12 protein-coding genes and 1 pseudogene are annotated in these 14,811 nt (G+C 34.5%); 10 read left to right on the top strand and 3 right to left on the bottom strand.

The features are described 5' to 3' along the window. Positions 1-120: 120 nt before the first annotated feature. The gene (gene carB / locus ACNQF9_RS11200; protein ID WP_417960583.1) at positions 121-2,973 is read left to right on the top strand and encodes a carbamoyl-phosphate synthase large subunit; all 2,853 of its coding nucleotides are present in this window, start codon (positions 121-123) and stop codon (positions 2,971-2,973) included. 467 nt (positions 2,974-3,440) lie between these two features. On the opposite strand, the gene ACNQF9_RS11195 is transcribed toward carB, so the two are convergent. Both ACNQF9_RS11195 and ACNQF9_RS11190 read right to left on the bottom strand, forming a co-directional pair. After that, positions 3,441-4,607 (bottom strand): ATP-grasp domain-containing protein, encoded by a 1,167-nt coding sequence (locus ACNQF9_RS11195; protein WP_417960581.1) that lies wholly within the window; start codon positions 4,605-4,607, stop codon positions 3,441-3,443. Positions 4,608-4,622: 15 nt separating this feature from the next. Beyond that, positions 4,623-6,080 (bottom strand): M28 family peptidase, encoded by a 1,458-nt coding sequence (locus ACNQF9_RS11190; RefSeq protein WP_417960579.1) that lies wholly within the window; start codon positions 6,078-6,080, stop codon positions 4,623-4,625. 418 nt (positions 6,081-6,498) lie between these two features. Here ACNQF9_RS11190 and ACNQF9_RS11185 point away from each other — a divergent pair. From ACNQF9_RS11185 to ACNQF9_RS11165, 5 genes and pseudogenes are all read left to right on the top strand, one after another. Continuing rightward, positions 6,499-7,074 (top strand): annotated as a pseudogene (locus tag ACNQF9_RS11185) (ATP-binding protein); the annotation flags it as partial. Between the two features lie 299 nt (positions 7,075-7,373). Further along, positions 7,374-8,744, top strand: a complete 1,371-nt coding sequence (locus ACNQF9_RS11180) for a DNA recombination protein RmuC (RefSeq protein ID WP_417960577.1) — start codon at positions 7,374-7,376, stop codon at positions 8,742-8,744. Positions 8,745-8,751: 7 nt separating this feature from the next. Further along, positions 8,752-9,117, top strand: coding sequence for a 6-phosphogluconate dehydrogenase (locus tag ACNQF9_RS11175; RefSeq protein WP_417960575.1), 366 nt, complete (start codon positions 8,752-8,754; stop codon positions 9,115-9,117). Continuing rightward, complete coding sequence (locus ACNQF9_RS11170; protein WP_417960573.1) at positions 9,118-9,663, top strand: acyl-CoA thioesterase; 546 nt, start codon at positions 9,118-9,120, stop codon at positions 9,661-9,663. It begins immediately after the preceding gene. Positions 9,664-9,851: 188 nt separating this feature from the next. Further along, a complete protein-coding gene (locus tag ACNQF9_RS11165) occupies positions 9,852-10,391 on the top strand; it encodes a YceI family protein (RefSeq protein ID WP_417990240.1) in 540 nt (179 codons plus the stop codon). A gap of 2 nt (positions 10,392-10,393) precedes the next feature. Here the strand turns inward: ACNQF9_RS11165 and ACNQF9_RS11160 are convergent, their stop codons facing one another. Next, complete coding sequence (locus ACNQF9_RS11160; protein WP_417990239.1) at positions 10,394-11,308, bottom strand: TIGR01777 family oxidoreductase; 915 nt, start codon at positions 11,306-11,308, stop codon at positions 10,394-10,396. A gap of 117 nt (positions 11,309-11,425) precedes the next feature. On the opposite strand from ACNQF9_RS11160, the gene ACNQF9_RS11155 reads away from it, so the two are divergent. The 4 genes from ACNQF9_RS11155 to ACNQF9_RS11140 are packed head-to-tail and all read left to right on the top strand — an operon-like array spanning position 11,426 to position 14,806. Next, positions 11,426-12,085, top strand: coding sequence for a TetR family transcriptional regulator C-terminal domain-containing protein (locus ACNQF9_RS11155; protein WP_417960567.1), 660 nt, complete (start codon positions 11,426-11,428; stop codon positions 12,083-12,085). Beyond that, a complete protein-coding gene (locus ACNQF9_RS11150) occupies positions 12,085-13,392 on the top strand; it encodes an ABC1 kinase family protein (protein ID WP_417960565.1) in 1,308 nt (435 codons plus the stop codon). The genes ACNQF9_RS11155 and ACNQF9_RS11150 overlap by 1 nt, the downstream gene beginning before the upstream one ends. Beyond that, entirely contained in the window at positions 13,392-13,526 is a 135-nt protein-coding gene (locus tag ACNQF9_RS11145) for a DUF2256 domain-containing protein (RefSeq protein ID WP_417960563.1), read from the top strand. Before ACNQF9_RS11150 ends, ACNQF9_RS11145 begins: the two co-directional genes overlap by 1 nt. Beyond that, the gene (locus tag ACNQF9_RS11140) at positions 13,502-14,806 is read left to right on the top strand and encodes a DASH family cryptochrome (protein ID WP_417960561.1); all 1,305 of its coding nucleotides are present in this window, start codon (positions 13,502-13,504) and stop codon (positions 14,804-14,806) included. The genes ACNQF9_RS11145 and ACNQF9_RS11140 overlap by 25 nt, the downstream gene beginning before the upstream one ends. The last annotated feature ends 5 nt before the right edge of the window (positions 14,807-14,811 follow it).

The raw sequence follows: 14,811 nt of genomic DNA, 5'->3' as shown, positions 1-14,811 counted from the left end.
TTTAGTATCGCCTTTTTTTATACCTATTCGTTAAAAAAAGAATAAGATTAAAGGTGAAGGGTTTAAAGTAGAATAACTTTGATCTTTGTAAAAAATAACTACACAACACAAATACATCCAATGCCAAAAGATACTTCCATAAAATCAGTTTTAATAATAGGTTCAGGTCCTATTGTTATTGGTCAGGCTTGCGAATTTGATTATGCAGGGTCACAATCTGCTCGATCTATTCGTGAAGAAGGAATTGAAGTGATTCTAATCAACTCGAATCCGGCAACGATTATGACCGACCCTACTATGGCCGATCATGTTTACTTGAAGCCACTGACTACAAAATCAATAATTGAAATCCTTAAAGCACATCCTCAAATTGATGCCGTTTTGCCTACAATGGGCGGGCAAACCGCTTTGAACTTGTGTTTGGAAGCTGATGAAAAAGGGATTTGGGCAGATTTTGGAGTTAAATTAATCGGTGTTGATGTAAACGCAATTAATATTACCGAAGACCGTGAGCAGTTCAAACAATTGCTTAAAAAAATTGGTGTACCATCTGCTCCTGCAGAAATATGTACTTCTTATCTTAGAGGAAAAGAAATTGCTCAGGAATTTGGTTTTCCTTTAGTAATCCGTCCCTCTTTTACTTTAGGTGGAACCGGAGCTGCTATCGTTTATAAAAAAGAAGATTTTGATGAACTTTTAACTAGAGGTTTAGAAGCATCACCCATTCACGAAGTCTTAATTGATAAAGCTTTGATGGGTTGGAAAGAATACGAATTGGAGCTTTTGAGAGATAAAAACGACAATGTGGTGATTATCTGTTCTATTGAAAATATGGATCCAATGGGAATACATACCGGAGATTCCATCACTGTTGCGCCTGCCATGACTTTGTCTGACACGACTTTTCAAAGAATGCGTGATTATGCCATCTTGATGATGCGTAGCATCGGAAATTTTGCTGGAGGTTGTAACGTGCAGTTTGCCGTTTCTCCTGACGATAGGGAAGACATTGTAGCGATTGAAATCAATCCTCGTGTGTCTCGTTCTTCGGCTTTAGCATCTAAAGCAACGGGGTATCCTATTGCAAAAATTGCTTCCAAACTGGCTTTGGGTTACAATTTAGATGAATTGCAAAACCAAATTACCAAATCGACTTCGGCTTTATTCGAACCAACTTTGGATTATGTAATTGTAAAAATTCCACGATGGAACTTTGATAAATTTGAAGGTGCAGACAGAACTTTGGGACTTCAAATGAAATCCGTTGGGGAAGTAATGGGAATTGGTCGTTCGTTCCAAGAAGCATTGCACAAAGCGACTCAATCATTAGAAATCAAAAGAAATGGTTTGGGTGCTGACGGAAAAGGATACACGAATTACGAACAAATTATCGAGAAACTGACTTTTGCGAGTTGGGATCGTGTTTTTGTGATTTATGATGCTATCGCGATGGGGATTCCGTTGAGCCGCATTCATGAAATCACTAAAATTGATATGTGGTTCTTGAAACAATACGAAGAACTGTATACGTTAGAAAAAGAAATCTCAAACTATAAAGTAGATTCTTTGCCAAGAGAGTTGTTGTTGGAAGCAAAGCAAAAAGGGTTCGCCGACAGACAAATTGCGCACATGGTAGGTTGCCTGGAAAGCCAGGTGCACACCTTGCGTACTACAATGAACATCAATCGTGTGTTTAAATTAGTAGATACTTGTGCGGCCGAATTCAAGGCGAAAACGCCTTACTATTACTCAACTTTTGAAGCCGAAATTGAAAAAGCAGATGGAACTCGTTACGTTGATAACGAAAGTGTTGTTACAGATAAAAAGAAAATAATCGTTCTTGGGTCAGGCCCAAATAGAATTGGACAAGGAATCGAATTTGATTATTCTTGTGTTCACGGTGTGCTTGCCGCCAAAGAATGTGGTTACGAAACGATTATGATCAACTGTAATCCAGAAACAGTTTCGACTGATTTTGATACAGCTGATAAATTGTATTTCGAACCGGTTTTTTGGGAACATATTTACGATATTATTCAACATGAGAAACCGGAAGGCGTTATCGTACAATTAGGTGGGCAAACGGCCTTGAAATTGGCCGAAAAACTGTCTAAATACGGTATTAAAATTATAGGAACTAGTTTTGATGCTTTGGATTTAGCCGAAGACAGAGGCCGTTTCTCTGAACTTTTAACCGATTTAAAAATTCCTTTCCCACAATTTGGTATTGCAGAAACGGCTGACGAAGCTTCGGCTTTAGCAGATGTTTTGGACTTCCCATTATTGATTCGTCCTTCGTACGTGTTGGGTGGTCAGGGAATGAAAATTGTAATCAACAAACAAGAATTAGAAGAACACGTGATCAATTTATTGAAAACGATTCCAGGAAATAAATTGCTTTTAGACCATTATTTGGATGGTGCGATAGAAGCGGAAGCCGATGCAATTTGTGACGGTGAAAATGTGTACATCATAGGAATTATGGAGCATATTGAGCCTTGCGGAGTGCATTCAGGAGATAGTAACGCTACTTTGCCACCATTTAATTTGGGTGAATTTGTGATGCAACAAATAAAAGACCATACCAAAAATATTGCGTTGGCTTTGAGAACGGTTGGTTTAATCAACATTCAGTTTGCGATCAAAGATGATATTGTGTACATCATTGAAGCGAATCCTAGGGCATCCAGAACAGTACCTTTTATTGCGAAAGCGTACGGAGAACCTTATGTGAACTATGCGACCAAAGTAATGTTAGGCCACAATAAAGTAACCGACTTTACTTTCAACCCACAGTTGAAAGGATACGCAATCAAACAACCGGTTTTCTCTTTCAGCAAATTCCATAATGTGAACAAAGCATTAGGACCAGAAATGAAATCAACAGGAGAGAGCATCTTGTTTATTGATGACTTGAAAGACGATCAATTCTACGAATTGTACTCTAGAAGAAAAATGTATTTGAGTAAATAGAAACTTGAATTTGTTATAGTGAAAAAGCCCCGATTGGGGCTTTTTTTGTGGAGTAATGTTTGATAATTAGTAATTTAGGATTACATGTGCACAGCGTTCCCGATGAACATATCGGAGAGCGGGGGCTTTTTTTGTGGGTAGATTCACTAATAAACACCTGTTTACTCAATAGCGCAGATTTGCAATCCGTCCCTGTAAATAATATCAAAATAATTTTAATAAAACCACCTCTAATTCACTCTCTAAACAAGCATAATTTCTCTATGAATCATTCTCTTTGTGGGAACGGATTGCAAATCCGCTATCGTTGTCCGAAAAATTAGATATCCGCGCGGTCAGGTTCGTGCGCTACCGGGGGAAAATATCTTATATATTATTTTCATGATGATTTTTTATAAAGTCAAATAAGGACATAGAGTTAATAAATGATGTAGCTAAAAAAAGTTATTTGAGCTTTAAAATTTTCCTTATTTTGATACTATATATTTTCTTAAATCAGAGGTTAGAATATCATTTAATTCCTTTTTATTACTGGCTGCACTTTCAATAAAAGCAAATCCAAATACAGGATATTTATTTATATCTAATTCTCTAATTACTATCGGTTTTTCAAAATCTTTAGCAAGATCTGAATAGTTAAATCCTAAAATATCCGAAGGGATTATTCCCGAATTATTATCCAAAACAATGACACTAAATGTTTTATTCTCTTTTCCTTTAAATATAGTATCCCAGTCTGGTTTTTTGTTTTCACAAAAGCATTTGTATTCATTAAATCCTAAAGTTACTCCTAGAAGGTCGGCCGTGGTGCAAAATCCACCAAAGCGTAAAGGGTTTACTTCGATGGGGATTATTTTCCCATTTTCATCTATGCGGACTTCTGCATGAGCCGGGAAATTTTTTAAATGTAACTCTTTACCAATTTTACTTAAAAAACATTCAAGATCAATTTTATACTTTTCAATGATTGCTTTGGATGTTGAATAAACCCGATCACTTGTATCTGTTCCGGATGAAAAGAGGTGGTGTAAAACGTTTAACACAACAGCATCTCCGTTATTGTCGTAATAATAATCGATTGCATATTCTTCTCCACGAATAAATTCTTCAATAATAAAATTACTTGTGTTTAATACATTTTCAGGAAATATACTTTTAAGTTTATCCGGTTGTAACTCACTTTTAGCTTTTATCCAGTCTTTCTCATTTTCTATTATATGAACTCCTATGCTAAAGAAACCAACAGCAGGTTTAATTACAAAAGGGAACCGAATTTCATCATCGGACAATCGTTGGATTTCTTCAATACTTATTTGCTTGAAATAAAAGTCGGGAAACAGCTCTTTTATAAGTTCTCTAAACTTTACTTTATTTTTTAAAACTTGTAATTGACTTGATAATTCACTTTCTCCATAGAATTGATCGATCCAAGCTAATGCGTTCTCTGAATTGCTGTAAAGAGAAATTTCTGGATTATTTTTTAGTAAAGCGATTGCTTCCTCTTCGGCTATCCATGCCAAAGAATCATCTTTTACCAATTCTTTTGCTACTTTGGTTGCAATTATTTTATAATTATTATCTTTTATTGTTTTGATAAGAAAATCGGAAACAAATGGCTTGTCTATTAAGAACATAATAGTTAGTTTTTTTTACTTTTTTATTTCAATAGTTAAAGCAGGACGTTTGGCACTTTCAGCAACTCTCCATCCGGTTTCATAGATCCACTTTGTCATCTTAGTCAGTTTTAGATAGTCAATTTTATCTGGGCTATCGAAGGGGGTATGGTAGTCAGGGTGTAATAAGGTGGTGAAAAATATTGCAGGAACATTAGCTTGAGCATAGGGAAGATGATCGCTTCGGAAGTACCAATTCTCTGGGTGATCTGCAGCATCCCAAGAAGTATCTACTTTGAAGTTAGCAATACTTTTATTAGCTGCTAAAGTGATAGCTACAAGGTCAGAAGAATTAAGATGAGGTTCTGTTACGCCCAATAGCGCCGCAGAATCAGATGCATTGCGTCCTATCATATCGCCATTTAAAACAGCAACTATGGAGGGCAGTTTAACGGTGGGATGGCTAACAAAATAGCGAGAACCCAATAAACCTCTTTCCTCGGATCCGTGCCACACAAATAAAGCCGATCGCTTAGCGGGTTGTGCACTCCATGCATTCCCTATTGCAAGCATCGCTACCGTTACTGATGCATTATCATCAGCACCGTTCCAGATAGGATCACCGTTAACAGCAGGTCCTACTCCGTCATGGTCCTGGTGACCGCTGAATAAAACATATTCCTCTTTCAGTTTAGGATCAGTTCCATCAACCTTTGCAACAATATTAACAGAAGGATAGTCAAAATTTTCTACCTTCAAATTAGTTTTTAAATAAGCGCCTTGTTTAGAAAATATATTCTGTAATTGTTTACTTGCCAATATAATTGGTACCGTAGCTGCAGTAGAGGATTCGCCACCTTCGATTTTATAACTTCCTTCTTGATAATGAAATCCCGTAAACGAAATAAGTGATTCTACCGTATCATCAGCAATAAAAATGATAGCTGTAACACCGCGGCTGAGGAGTTCTTTTCCCTGCTGGTTCATGGCAGAAGCGGTATAACGATATTGCCAGAGGCTCACCCAGTCTTGAATAATGGGGGTTGGAGGCATAATATTCATAGCTACAATTTTGCCTTTCAGATCGACAGTATTATCCGGTATTTTGTCCAACCAAACTACGGATCCTTCTAGGGTAGTGTCAACCAAATTAGTTGGCCAAATCTCTTTCCAAAGATCAAGTACTTTACCATTTACACTAACAGCACTACTATTGGCCACACGGCTGCGTTTCAGATTAAAGAATTGGAAGTAGGTTCCATCTTCACCTGCAGGTTTAAGGCCAGCTTCACGGGCCTTTTGAGCCACCCAAACAGAAGCTCGCATTTCGCCAAGTTCTCCTCCTCTTCGTCCCCGAAAGGCGTCACCCGCCAGTTCATATAAATCATCTTTTAGATCTTGCTGCTTAATTTTATCTAATTGTGGTGCTGTGCTTTGCGCAAAAAGCGAAGTGGAAATAAATAATATTAAAAGAAGAATTTGTTTGGATTTCATAAGGTTTATTTTTAAAAATTGAAAAGTTAAAAATCGTAAAGGATCTATAAGTATTTGCAGCCCGTCTGTAATCGCTATTGAATATCCCAATCTTTCCAAATATATAGATAATCTTTTATTACAAATCATCAAAATGACTTTTTATTTGCTGAATGCTTTTGGTACTTCATTGACTATGAGTTTTTCTACTATTGGGCTCTAATAATTTCCGAATATAACCTAAATCCGTTTCGTTTACTAAGAAATGTGTCGCATAGCGATTCTATTTGGGACTTTATTTTGTACCCTAGTTTCTTAACCGTTTATTAGGAGCATTAAGGTCATCGCTCATACCTAAACCTTCTTTTGTTAGTAATAAATATAGATTCCGATTTTTTTTTGCAATTACTGCCAACGTCAGTTCTCCCGAAGGATCGGGATTTTAGACCATTATTTAAATGGAGCAATTGAAGCCGAAGCGGATGCAATTTGCGACGGAGAAAATGTGTACATCATAGGGATTATGGAGCACATGGAACCATGAGGAGTACACTCTGGAGACAGTAACGCCACTTTGCCACCGTTTAACTTAGGCGAATTTGTAATGCAACGAATAAAAGACCTTACGAAAAATATTGCGTTGGCTTTGAGAACCGTTGGTTTAATCAACATTCAGTTTGCGATAAAAGACGATATCGTTTACATCATCGAAGCGAATCCCAGAGCATCCCGTAGGGTTCCATTTATTGCAAAAGCATATGGAGAACCTTATGTGAAATATGCGACCAAAGTAATGCTAGGTCACAATAAAGTAACCGACTTTACCTTCAACCCACAGCTAAAAGGATACGCTATTAAACAACCGGTTTTCTCTTTTAGTAAATTCCATAACGTGAATAAAGCATTAGGGCCAGAGATGAAATCAACCGGAGAAAGCATCTTGGTTATTGACGACTTAAAAGACGATCAATTCTACGAGTTGTACTCCAGAAGAAAAATGTATTTGAGTAAATAATGTCTTGACTTTATCATACAAAAAGCCCCAATCGGGGCTTTTTGTATGATAAAGTGTTTCGTTTTATTCAAAGTTATTTTTAGCCTCCAGTTTTACAGGCGTTGGGTATATTTTACGTTATTATTCGATGCTAGGTATAAAAATTGGATAGTGGCAATGAAAGAACATAATTATTTGAGTTCATTTATATTTTTAAATCTAGTGCTGATAAAGACTGTAGTTAGTGATACTATTTTTTGTTTCACAGGAGAAACTAGGAATCTTTTGTTTATTTTTACCAACTTACAAAAAGAAATTCTATGACAAATATACTTCCGTTTTTACTGATTTTCATTGTTGCGTTGGCTATTGGAATTTTCCTTGGTAAACTTATTTTCTCTGCTAGATTCCAGTCAGAAAAAATAAGTTTAGAAGAGAAATTGATTGCTTTCTCAAATCAATTTGATCAGCTAAAAGAGCAAATTAGTGTGGACAAAAGTATCGTTGAAAAACAAATACTCGTTTCTAATATGGAGAAAGAAACCATCCGTAACGAAAAAGACAGTCTAGCCATCCAGCTTTCTAAAAAAGAAGTCGATTTTGAGAATCTTTGGGAACGCAATAAAGAGCAAAAAGAGGAGGTAGAAAAATTACAAGAAAAATTCACAAAAGAATTCGAGAATCTCGCAAATAAAATTTTAGAAGAAAAGTCGAATAAATTTACGGAACAAAATAAGGAAAATATGAAGAACATTCTGTCGCCTTTGCAGGATAAAATTCAATTATTTGAAAAGAAAGTAGAAGATACCCATAAAGAAAGTATTGATTATCATGCTGCTTTACGGCAACAAATAGTAGGCCTACGGGAGATGAATATTCAAATGAGTAAAGAAACGATTAACCTGACGAAAGCTTTGAAAGGGGATAGTAAGATGCAGGGGAATTGGGGAGAATTAGTTTTGGAACGTGTTCTCGAAAAATCAGGATTAGAGAAAGGACGTGAATACGATGTGCAGCAGGCCTTTACTACTGAAGACGGAAATCGTGTTTTTCCTGATGTGGTTATTAATTTGCCTGATGGTAAAAAAATGATTGTCGATTCTAAAGTTTCTTTAACAGCTTATGAAAAGTACATCAATGAGGAAGACGATAGTTTAAAAAGCAGTTATTTGAAAGAACACGTAAGTTCTATTAAACGTCACGTAGAGCAATTAGGCAATAAAAATTATCATGATTTATATCAAATAGAAAGTCCGGATTTTGTGTTGCTTTTTATCCCAATAGAACCCGCATTTGCGATGGCGCTTAATGAAGATACCAGCCTTTATAACAAAGCATTCGAAAAGAATATTGTAATTGTTACTCCCGCTACACTATTGGCTACTTTACGCACAATAGATAGTATGTGGACGAATCAAAAACAGCAGGAAAATGCGTTAGAAATTGCAAGACAGGCAGGGGCTTTGTATGATAAATTTGAAGGATTTGTTGCCGATTTGATCAAAATTGGTAAGAAAATAGATGAAAGTAAAGTAGAGTATAGTGGCGCTATGAACAAGCTTGTAGAAGGAAAAGGAAATCTGATTGTAAGTGTCGAAAAATTGAAAAAAATGGGAGCAAAAGCCAAGAAAGCTCTTCCGGAAAGTATCTTGAATCGAGCAGAAAAAGATGAAAACCAGTTTTTAAATTAAATAAAAAATGAGAAAATTTTTAATAGGTGTTACGGTAATAATAGTATTGTCAGTTGTAGGTTATTTTACTTTTTTATACAATGCGACTTACAGTGAAGGAGTACGTTCAGGCGAATTGATAAAAGTGAGTAACAAAGGAGTTGCTTTCAAAACATGGGAAGGAGAAATTAGTCAGGGAATTTCTGGCGCACAAATTTTTGCTTTTTCAGTATTGGATAGCGAGGAGAAAGTTATCGCTGATCTTAAAGAAATGGAAGGACAGTATGTTCAGGTGAGTTATGTGGAACGTTATAGAACATTTCCATGGTGGGGCGATACACGCTATTTTATTACTAGTGTAAAAAAAGTAAATTCTCCTTTTAAAATAAAATAAATGAATAGAATCTTCAAAACAGTCGCTTCGTCAGATATCAGTATTTCAGAATTGATGTTGCCGTCTCATACAAATTTCAGTGGGAAGATTCACGGAGGTTATATTTTGTCTTTACTCGATCAGATAGCATTTGCCTGTGCCTCTAAATTTTCAGGGAATTATTGTGTAACCGCCTCTGTGGATACCGTAAACTTCCTGAAACCTATTGAAGTTGGTGAACTGGTAATAATGAAAGCAAGTGTCAATTATGTTGGTAAAAGCTCTATGATTATCGGGATTCGGGTTGAAGCGGAGAATATCCAAACGGGTAAAATAAAACATTGTAATTCTTCTTACTTTACCATGGTTGCTAAAGACGGTGCAGGAAAAAGTATGTTGGTTCCTGGATTGATTTTATCGAATAGTAATGATGTTCGTCGTTTTTGTAATTGCATCAAACAAATTGCCTTAAAAAAGGAAAAAGACCTCCATGAAGAAGAGTTCGATTATACTTCAAAAGAATCCTTAGAAAGTTTAAAAAAATACAATATCAAGTTGCAACTATAATGAGGATTAAGTAGTAGTAATGTACTTTCTCAAAAGCATCATCTAAGAAAATTCAGCAATGAATTTTTTTCGTTTTTTATGATAAAATAAAGATGAAAAATAACTAATTTCCTTATTTTTCAGGGGGATAATGCTTTTATTTCTTCACTTTTTTTTGTAACTTTAAGTAATTTAATTCATAAATCGTTATGAAAAAAATTGCTCAAATACTGCTTCTCATTATTGCAAATGCACTGTCAGCACAAGAAAAAATGGTATCTTATGTAGGAATTACAAATTTTGAGGCTTCCATACCTTTATTTGAAGAAGTGAAAGCAATAAATGAAAAAACAACCTGTATTTTGATAACTAAAACGGGTGAAATTGCTTGTTGGATAACCATCAAAGATTTTAAGTTTAAAAGAGATTTGATGCAAGATCATTTTAATAAAAACTATATGGAAAGCAATCGTTTCCCTAGAGCCATGTTTAAAGGTAAAATTGAAAAATTTGATTTAAAAAACCTTAATTTAGACGGAACCCAGTATCAAATTAATGGAAAAATAACCATACGGGGACGAACTAAAAAAATAGTGATCAATGGGAATCTTAAAAAAGTGAACACAGGAATTGAACTCTATTCCGCATTTCTTTTAAATACGGATGATTTTAATATTGAAATTCCTTTTATAGTACGTAGCAAAATATCAAAAGAAGTAAGCACTCAAATTATTTGTGTCTTACAATAATTCTATTTTGTTAAACAATCTTTCAGTGCGTCTTCTAGGTTTTTAAATTTAAATTTGAAACCGGCTTGTTCAATTTTATCAGAAGAAATTCTCCGACCTGTCAATACTATTTTTGCCATTTCCCCCATTGCGAACTGCAAGACAAATGTAGGGACATTAGGCAACCAAATTGAGTATCCGAAAAGACGCGCTAATGTTTTAGAAAAAATAGTATTTGTTGTACTGTCATTTACTGCTGCATTATAAGGGCCTACCATTTCAGCAGAAACAATGGCTTGAAGGTATATATTGCATAGATCTTCTACATGAATCCAAGGCATGTATTGCTTACCAGAGCCCAGTGCAGCGCCTAATCTATACTTAAACAAAGGAATCAGTTTCTTTAGAAAACCGTCATTTTTTCCTAGAACTAATCCTGTTCGGATTTTAACGGTGCGAATGTTTAAGTTTTCGATAAGATCCAAAGAGTTTTCCCACTTCTGACAGGTATATCCAAGGAAATCATTTGCAGGAGCCATATCCTCAGTACAAATTTCTGGACCATTGACAGCACCATATATACCTACAGCTGAGGCAGAAATAAAAGCATCAAGCTTTTTATGATGTTTTTTTAATATGGTGTATATAAGGTATGATGATTTTTCCCGACTGTCGATAATAGCTGCTTTTCGTTTAGCAGTCCATCTTTTTTCCGCAATATTCTCTCCTGCAAGATGAATTATATAATCTGCATTTAAAACGGCATCTTCCTCTATAGTCTGATTAGGCACATCCCACTTATAATAGAAAACGTCTTCTTTATTCTCTTTTTCACTTCTGCTCAAGATAGAAACTGAGTATCCTTTTGCAATCAATAAACGCATTAAATGTTTACCGATAAATCCAGATCCGCCGCTTATTAAAATATTTTTTTTCATAATAGTGTAAAGCTAATGATTTATGCTGACATAAAATTATATTAAATTTTGTTTAACTATATTAAAATATAGTTAAACATTCACTATCTTTATACCCTAATTTGAAACACATCAAAAATGGCTACTAAAAAAACAACAATAACAAAAGACAAAATAGTTTCGATGTATATGGATTATGTACTTGATCATAGTGAAAAACCAAAATCAGTATATCATTTTACCAAAATCAATAATTTTACAGAAACGGAATTTTATGCTTTTTTTGGAACAATTGAAAGCATTGAAAAAGAAATTTTTAAAATGTTTATTGAGAAAACCGTAGACTTATTAAATAAAAACAAAGAGTACGAGATGTATGATATGAAAAGTAAGATGTTAAGTTTTTACTTTACTTTCTTTGAAATATTGACTGCTAATAGGAGTTATGTGGTGCTTATCTTGAAAGAACATAACAATCAGTTGAAAAAATTAATGCAACTTTCTGGTCTGAGAAATAGTTTTAAAAATTTCTTGACAGAAATTATTTCAGATGATTTTAGAACGCAGCAAGAGAAGCTTCAAAATTTTCAAGAAAAAACCTTTCAAGAAGCGTCATGGATACAACTTTTATTGACCTTGAAATTCTGGTTGGATGATTCATCTCCTGCATTTGAGAAAACAGATATTTACATTGAAAAATCAGTAAAAGTAACTTTCGAATTAATGAATATCGCCCCAATTGACAGCTTAATCGACTTTGGAAAATTCATTTTCAAAGAAAAAATATACAACAAGTAATGAAAACCATAGACTACATTCCTACATCAAAAATTGAAAGAGCCACAAAACTAGTACAAACTGGGGCTAAAGTTGGCGTAAATTATCTCAAATATTATGGCGAAAAGATGGTTAATTATGATTTAACACGTGATAAATTGAATGAAGACAATGCTGAGGATATTTATGATGGATTGAAAAGTTTGAAAGGCAGTGCTTTAAAAGTAGCGCAGATGCTAAGTATGGATAAAAGCTTTTTGCCACAGGCGTATGTAGAAAAATTCTCATTGTCTCAGTTTTCTGTTCCACCACTTTCCGCACCATTAGTGTTAAAAACATTTAAAACAAATTTTGGGAAAACACCGTATGAGATTTTTGACGAATTCAATGCAACCTCGTTAAATGCGGCTAGCATTGGGCAAGTGCATGTTGCGATGAAAGATGGGAAAAAATTAGCAGTGAAAATTCAATATCCTGGAGTGGCAAATAGCATCTCATCTGATTTAGCCATGGTTAAACCTATTGCCATTAGAATGTTTAACCTGAAAGGAAAAGATTCTGATAAATATTTTAAAGAGGTAGAAGACAAGTTAATCGAGGAAACTAATTATTTATTGGAATTGAAACAAAGTCAAGAGGTAGTAGAATCATGCAAAAAAATTGAAAATCTACTTTTCCCCATTTACTATCCTAAATATTCTTCAGAGAAAATTATTACTATGGACTGGATGACGGGAATTCATCTCTCAGAGTTCACTAAGAAAAATAGAGATCAGGACGTTGCCAATAGTGTTGGTCAGGCTTTATGGGATTTCTATATGTATCAAATACATATTTTGAAAAAAGTACATGCTGATCCTCATCCCGGTAATTTCTTGGTTAACGATAAAAATCAGTTAGTAGCATTGGATTTTGGTTGTATGAAACAAATTCCTAATGATTTTTACACACCATATTTTGAATTAATTGATAAAAAAGTTATTAATGATCCCAAAATGTTTAATGCTAAACTATTTGAATTGGAAATTCTGAGAAATGACGATTCTAATGAAGAAATACTATATTTCACTGAGATGTTCCATGATTTGTTGTCCTTATTTACAAAACCTTTTCAAGAGGAAACCTTTGATTTTTCAGATGAAACTTTTTTTGAAAGTATTGCACAGTTAGGGGAACGTTTTTCAAAAGATACTAATCTCAGAAAAATGAATGGGAATCGAGGTTCTAAACATTTTATTTATATGAACAGAACTTTTTTTGGATTATATAATTTGATGTTCGATTTAAAAGCAAGTATACTCGTTAATCAATATGAGAAATACAACTAATGAAAAAACAAAACCTGCCCTCAAAAATGTGTTTGGTTTGCAACCGGCCATTTAGTTGGCGGAAAAAATGGGAAAAAGTTTGGGATGAAGTTAAATATTGTAGTGAAAAATGCAGAAGAAACAAAAAGGATTAGTTTGGTTTAGGAATGATTTGAGGGTCCATGATAACGCCTCATTAGCCAATGCTGTGTTTGAAAATGACAGCGTAATCGCTGTATATTGTTTTGATCCAAGACATTTTGAGCAAACCAATTTCGGTTTTAAAAAAACAGAAAAATTTCGGGCCAAATTTCTTATTGAATCAGTTACAGCTTTAAAAGAAAATCTAGAAAAATTGAATATTCCGTTTTTCGTTTATTACGGTAAACCAGAAGATTGTATTCCGGAAATAATTACTTCAAATGCTATTAATTCTGTGTACCTGCAAGAAGAATGGACCAGTGAAGAGCTAAAAGTATTTGAACGCACACAAGCAAAAGTTTCTCCTTTAATAGCTTTCAAGGCGAGTTACAACCAGTTCTTATTTCATCCTGAAGATATTCCATTTGCAATTGAATCAATTCCAAATGTTTTTACACAATTCAGGAATCAGTGTGAAAAATTGACGAAAGTCAGACCTGAATTTAAAGTTGAAGCGTTGTCTAAAGAAAATTGGTCACTAAATGGAACTGCAATTCCTACGATACAAACATTGGGATTTGTTGATTTTGAAATGGATTCGAGAACGGCTTTCCCTTTTCATGGCGGTGAAGATACCGCAATGCAAAGACTGTCACATTATTTTTGGGAAACCAAAAAATTGAGTGTCTATAAATTGACCCGTAACGGATTGATTGGAGCGGATTTTAGTTCGAAATTTTCTCCTTGGCTGGCAAACGGTTGTATATCGGCTAAAACAATTTATTGGGAAATTATTAAATATGAACAAGAAGTCGATAAAAATGATTCGACGTATTGGTTGGTTTTTGAATTAATTTGGAGGGATTATTTTAAATACGTTTCAATTAAAAATGGAAATTCTATTTTTAAGATAGGAGGAATTTTAGACAAGAAATACGATTGGAAAACTAACCAGTCAGCTATAAATAATTGGATAAAAGGGACTACAGAAGAACCTTTTGTTAATGCTAATATGGTAGAGCTGTTAGAAACGGGGTGGATGAGCAACAGGGGAAGACAAAATGTAGCCTCTTATTTTGCTAAAAATTTATTGTTAGACTGGCGCATAGGAGCAGCGTATTTTGAAGCGATGCTAGTTGATTATGATGTGCACAGTAATTATGGTAATTGGATGTATGTTTCGGGAGTTGGAAACGATCCAAGAGATCGAAAATTCAATATTAAGACACAAGCTGCTAATTACGATGGACATTCAAAGTTCCAGAAATTATGGTTGCAACAACAATTATTTTAAAAATT

The sequence above is a fragment of the Flavobacterium amylolyticum genome, from assembly GCF_048284335.1.
GTDB lineage: Bacteria > Bacteroidota > Bacteroidia > Flavobacteriales > Flavobacteriaceae > Flavobacterium.
The sequence above is the reverse complement of the archived record's forward strand: the minus strand, read 5'-3'. Positions and strand labels throughout refer to the sequence as shown.

Excerpts from the sequence above, each read along its gene's own strand:
- carB (WP_417960583.1), top strand. The coding sequence starts at position 121 with ATGCCAAAAGATACTTCCATAAAATCAGTTTTAATAATAGGTTCAGGT.
- ACNQF9_RS11190 (WP_417960579.1), bottom strand. The coding sequence starts at position 6,080 with ATGAAATCCAAACAAATTCTTCTTTTAATATTATTTATTTCCACTTCG.
- ACNQF9_RS11170 (WP_417960573.1), top strand. The coding sequence starts at position 9,118 with ATGAATAGAATCTTCAAAACAGTCGCTTCGTCAGATATCAGTATTTCA.
- ACNQF9_RS11180 (WP_417960577.1), top strand. The coding sequence starts at position 7,374 with ATGACAAATATACTTCCGTTTTTACTGATTTTCATTGTTGCGTTGGCT.
- ACNQF9_RS11165 (WP_417990240.1), top strand. The coding sequence starts at position 9,852 with ATGAAAAAAATTGCTCAAATACTGCTTCTCATTATTGCAAATGCACTG.
- ACNQF9_RS11160 (WP_417990239.1), bottom strand. The coding sequence starts at position 11,308 with ATGAAAAAAAATATTTTAATAAGCGGCGGATCTGGATTTATCGGTAAA.
- ACNQF9_RS11155 (WP_417960567.1), top strand. The coding sequence starts at position 11,426 with ATGGCTACTAAAAAAACAACAATAACAAAAGACAAAATAGTTTCGATG.
- ACNQF9_RS11140 (WP_417960561.1), top strand. The coding sequence starts at position 13,502 with ATGCAGAAGAAACAAAAAGGATTAGTTTGGTTTAGGAATGATTTGAGG.
- ACNQF9_RS11195 (WP_417960581.1), bottom strand. The coding sequence starts at position 4,607 with ATGTTCTTAATAGACAAGCCATTTGTTTCCGATTTTCTTATCAAAACA.
- ACNQF9_RS11175 (WP_417960575.1), top strand. The coding sequence starts at position 8,752 with ATGAGAAAATTTTTAATAGGTGTTACGGTAATAATAGTATTGTCAGTT.
- ACNQF9_RS11145 (WP_417960563.1), top strand. The coding sequence starts at position 13,392 with ATGAAAAAACAAAACCTGCCCTCAAAAATGTGTTTGGTTTGCAACCGG.
- ACNQF9_RS11150 (WP_417960565.1), top strand. The coding sequence starts at position 12,085 with ATGAAAACCATAGACTACATTCCTACATCAAAAATTGAAAGAGCCACA.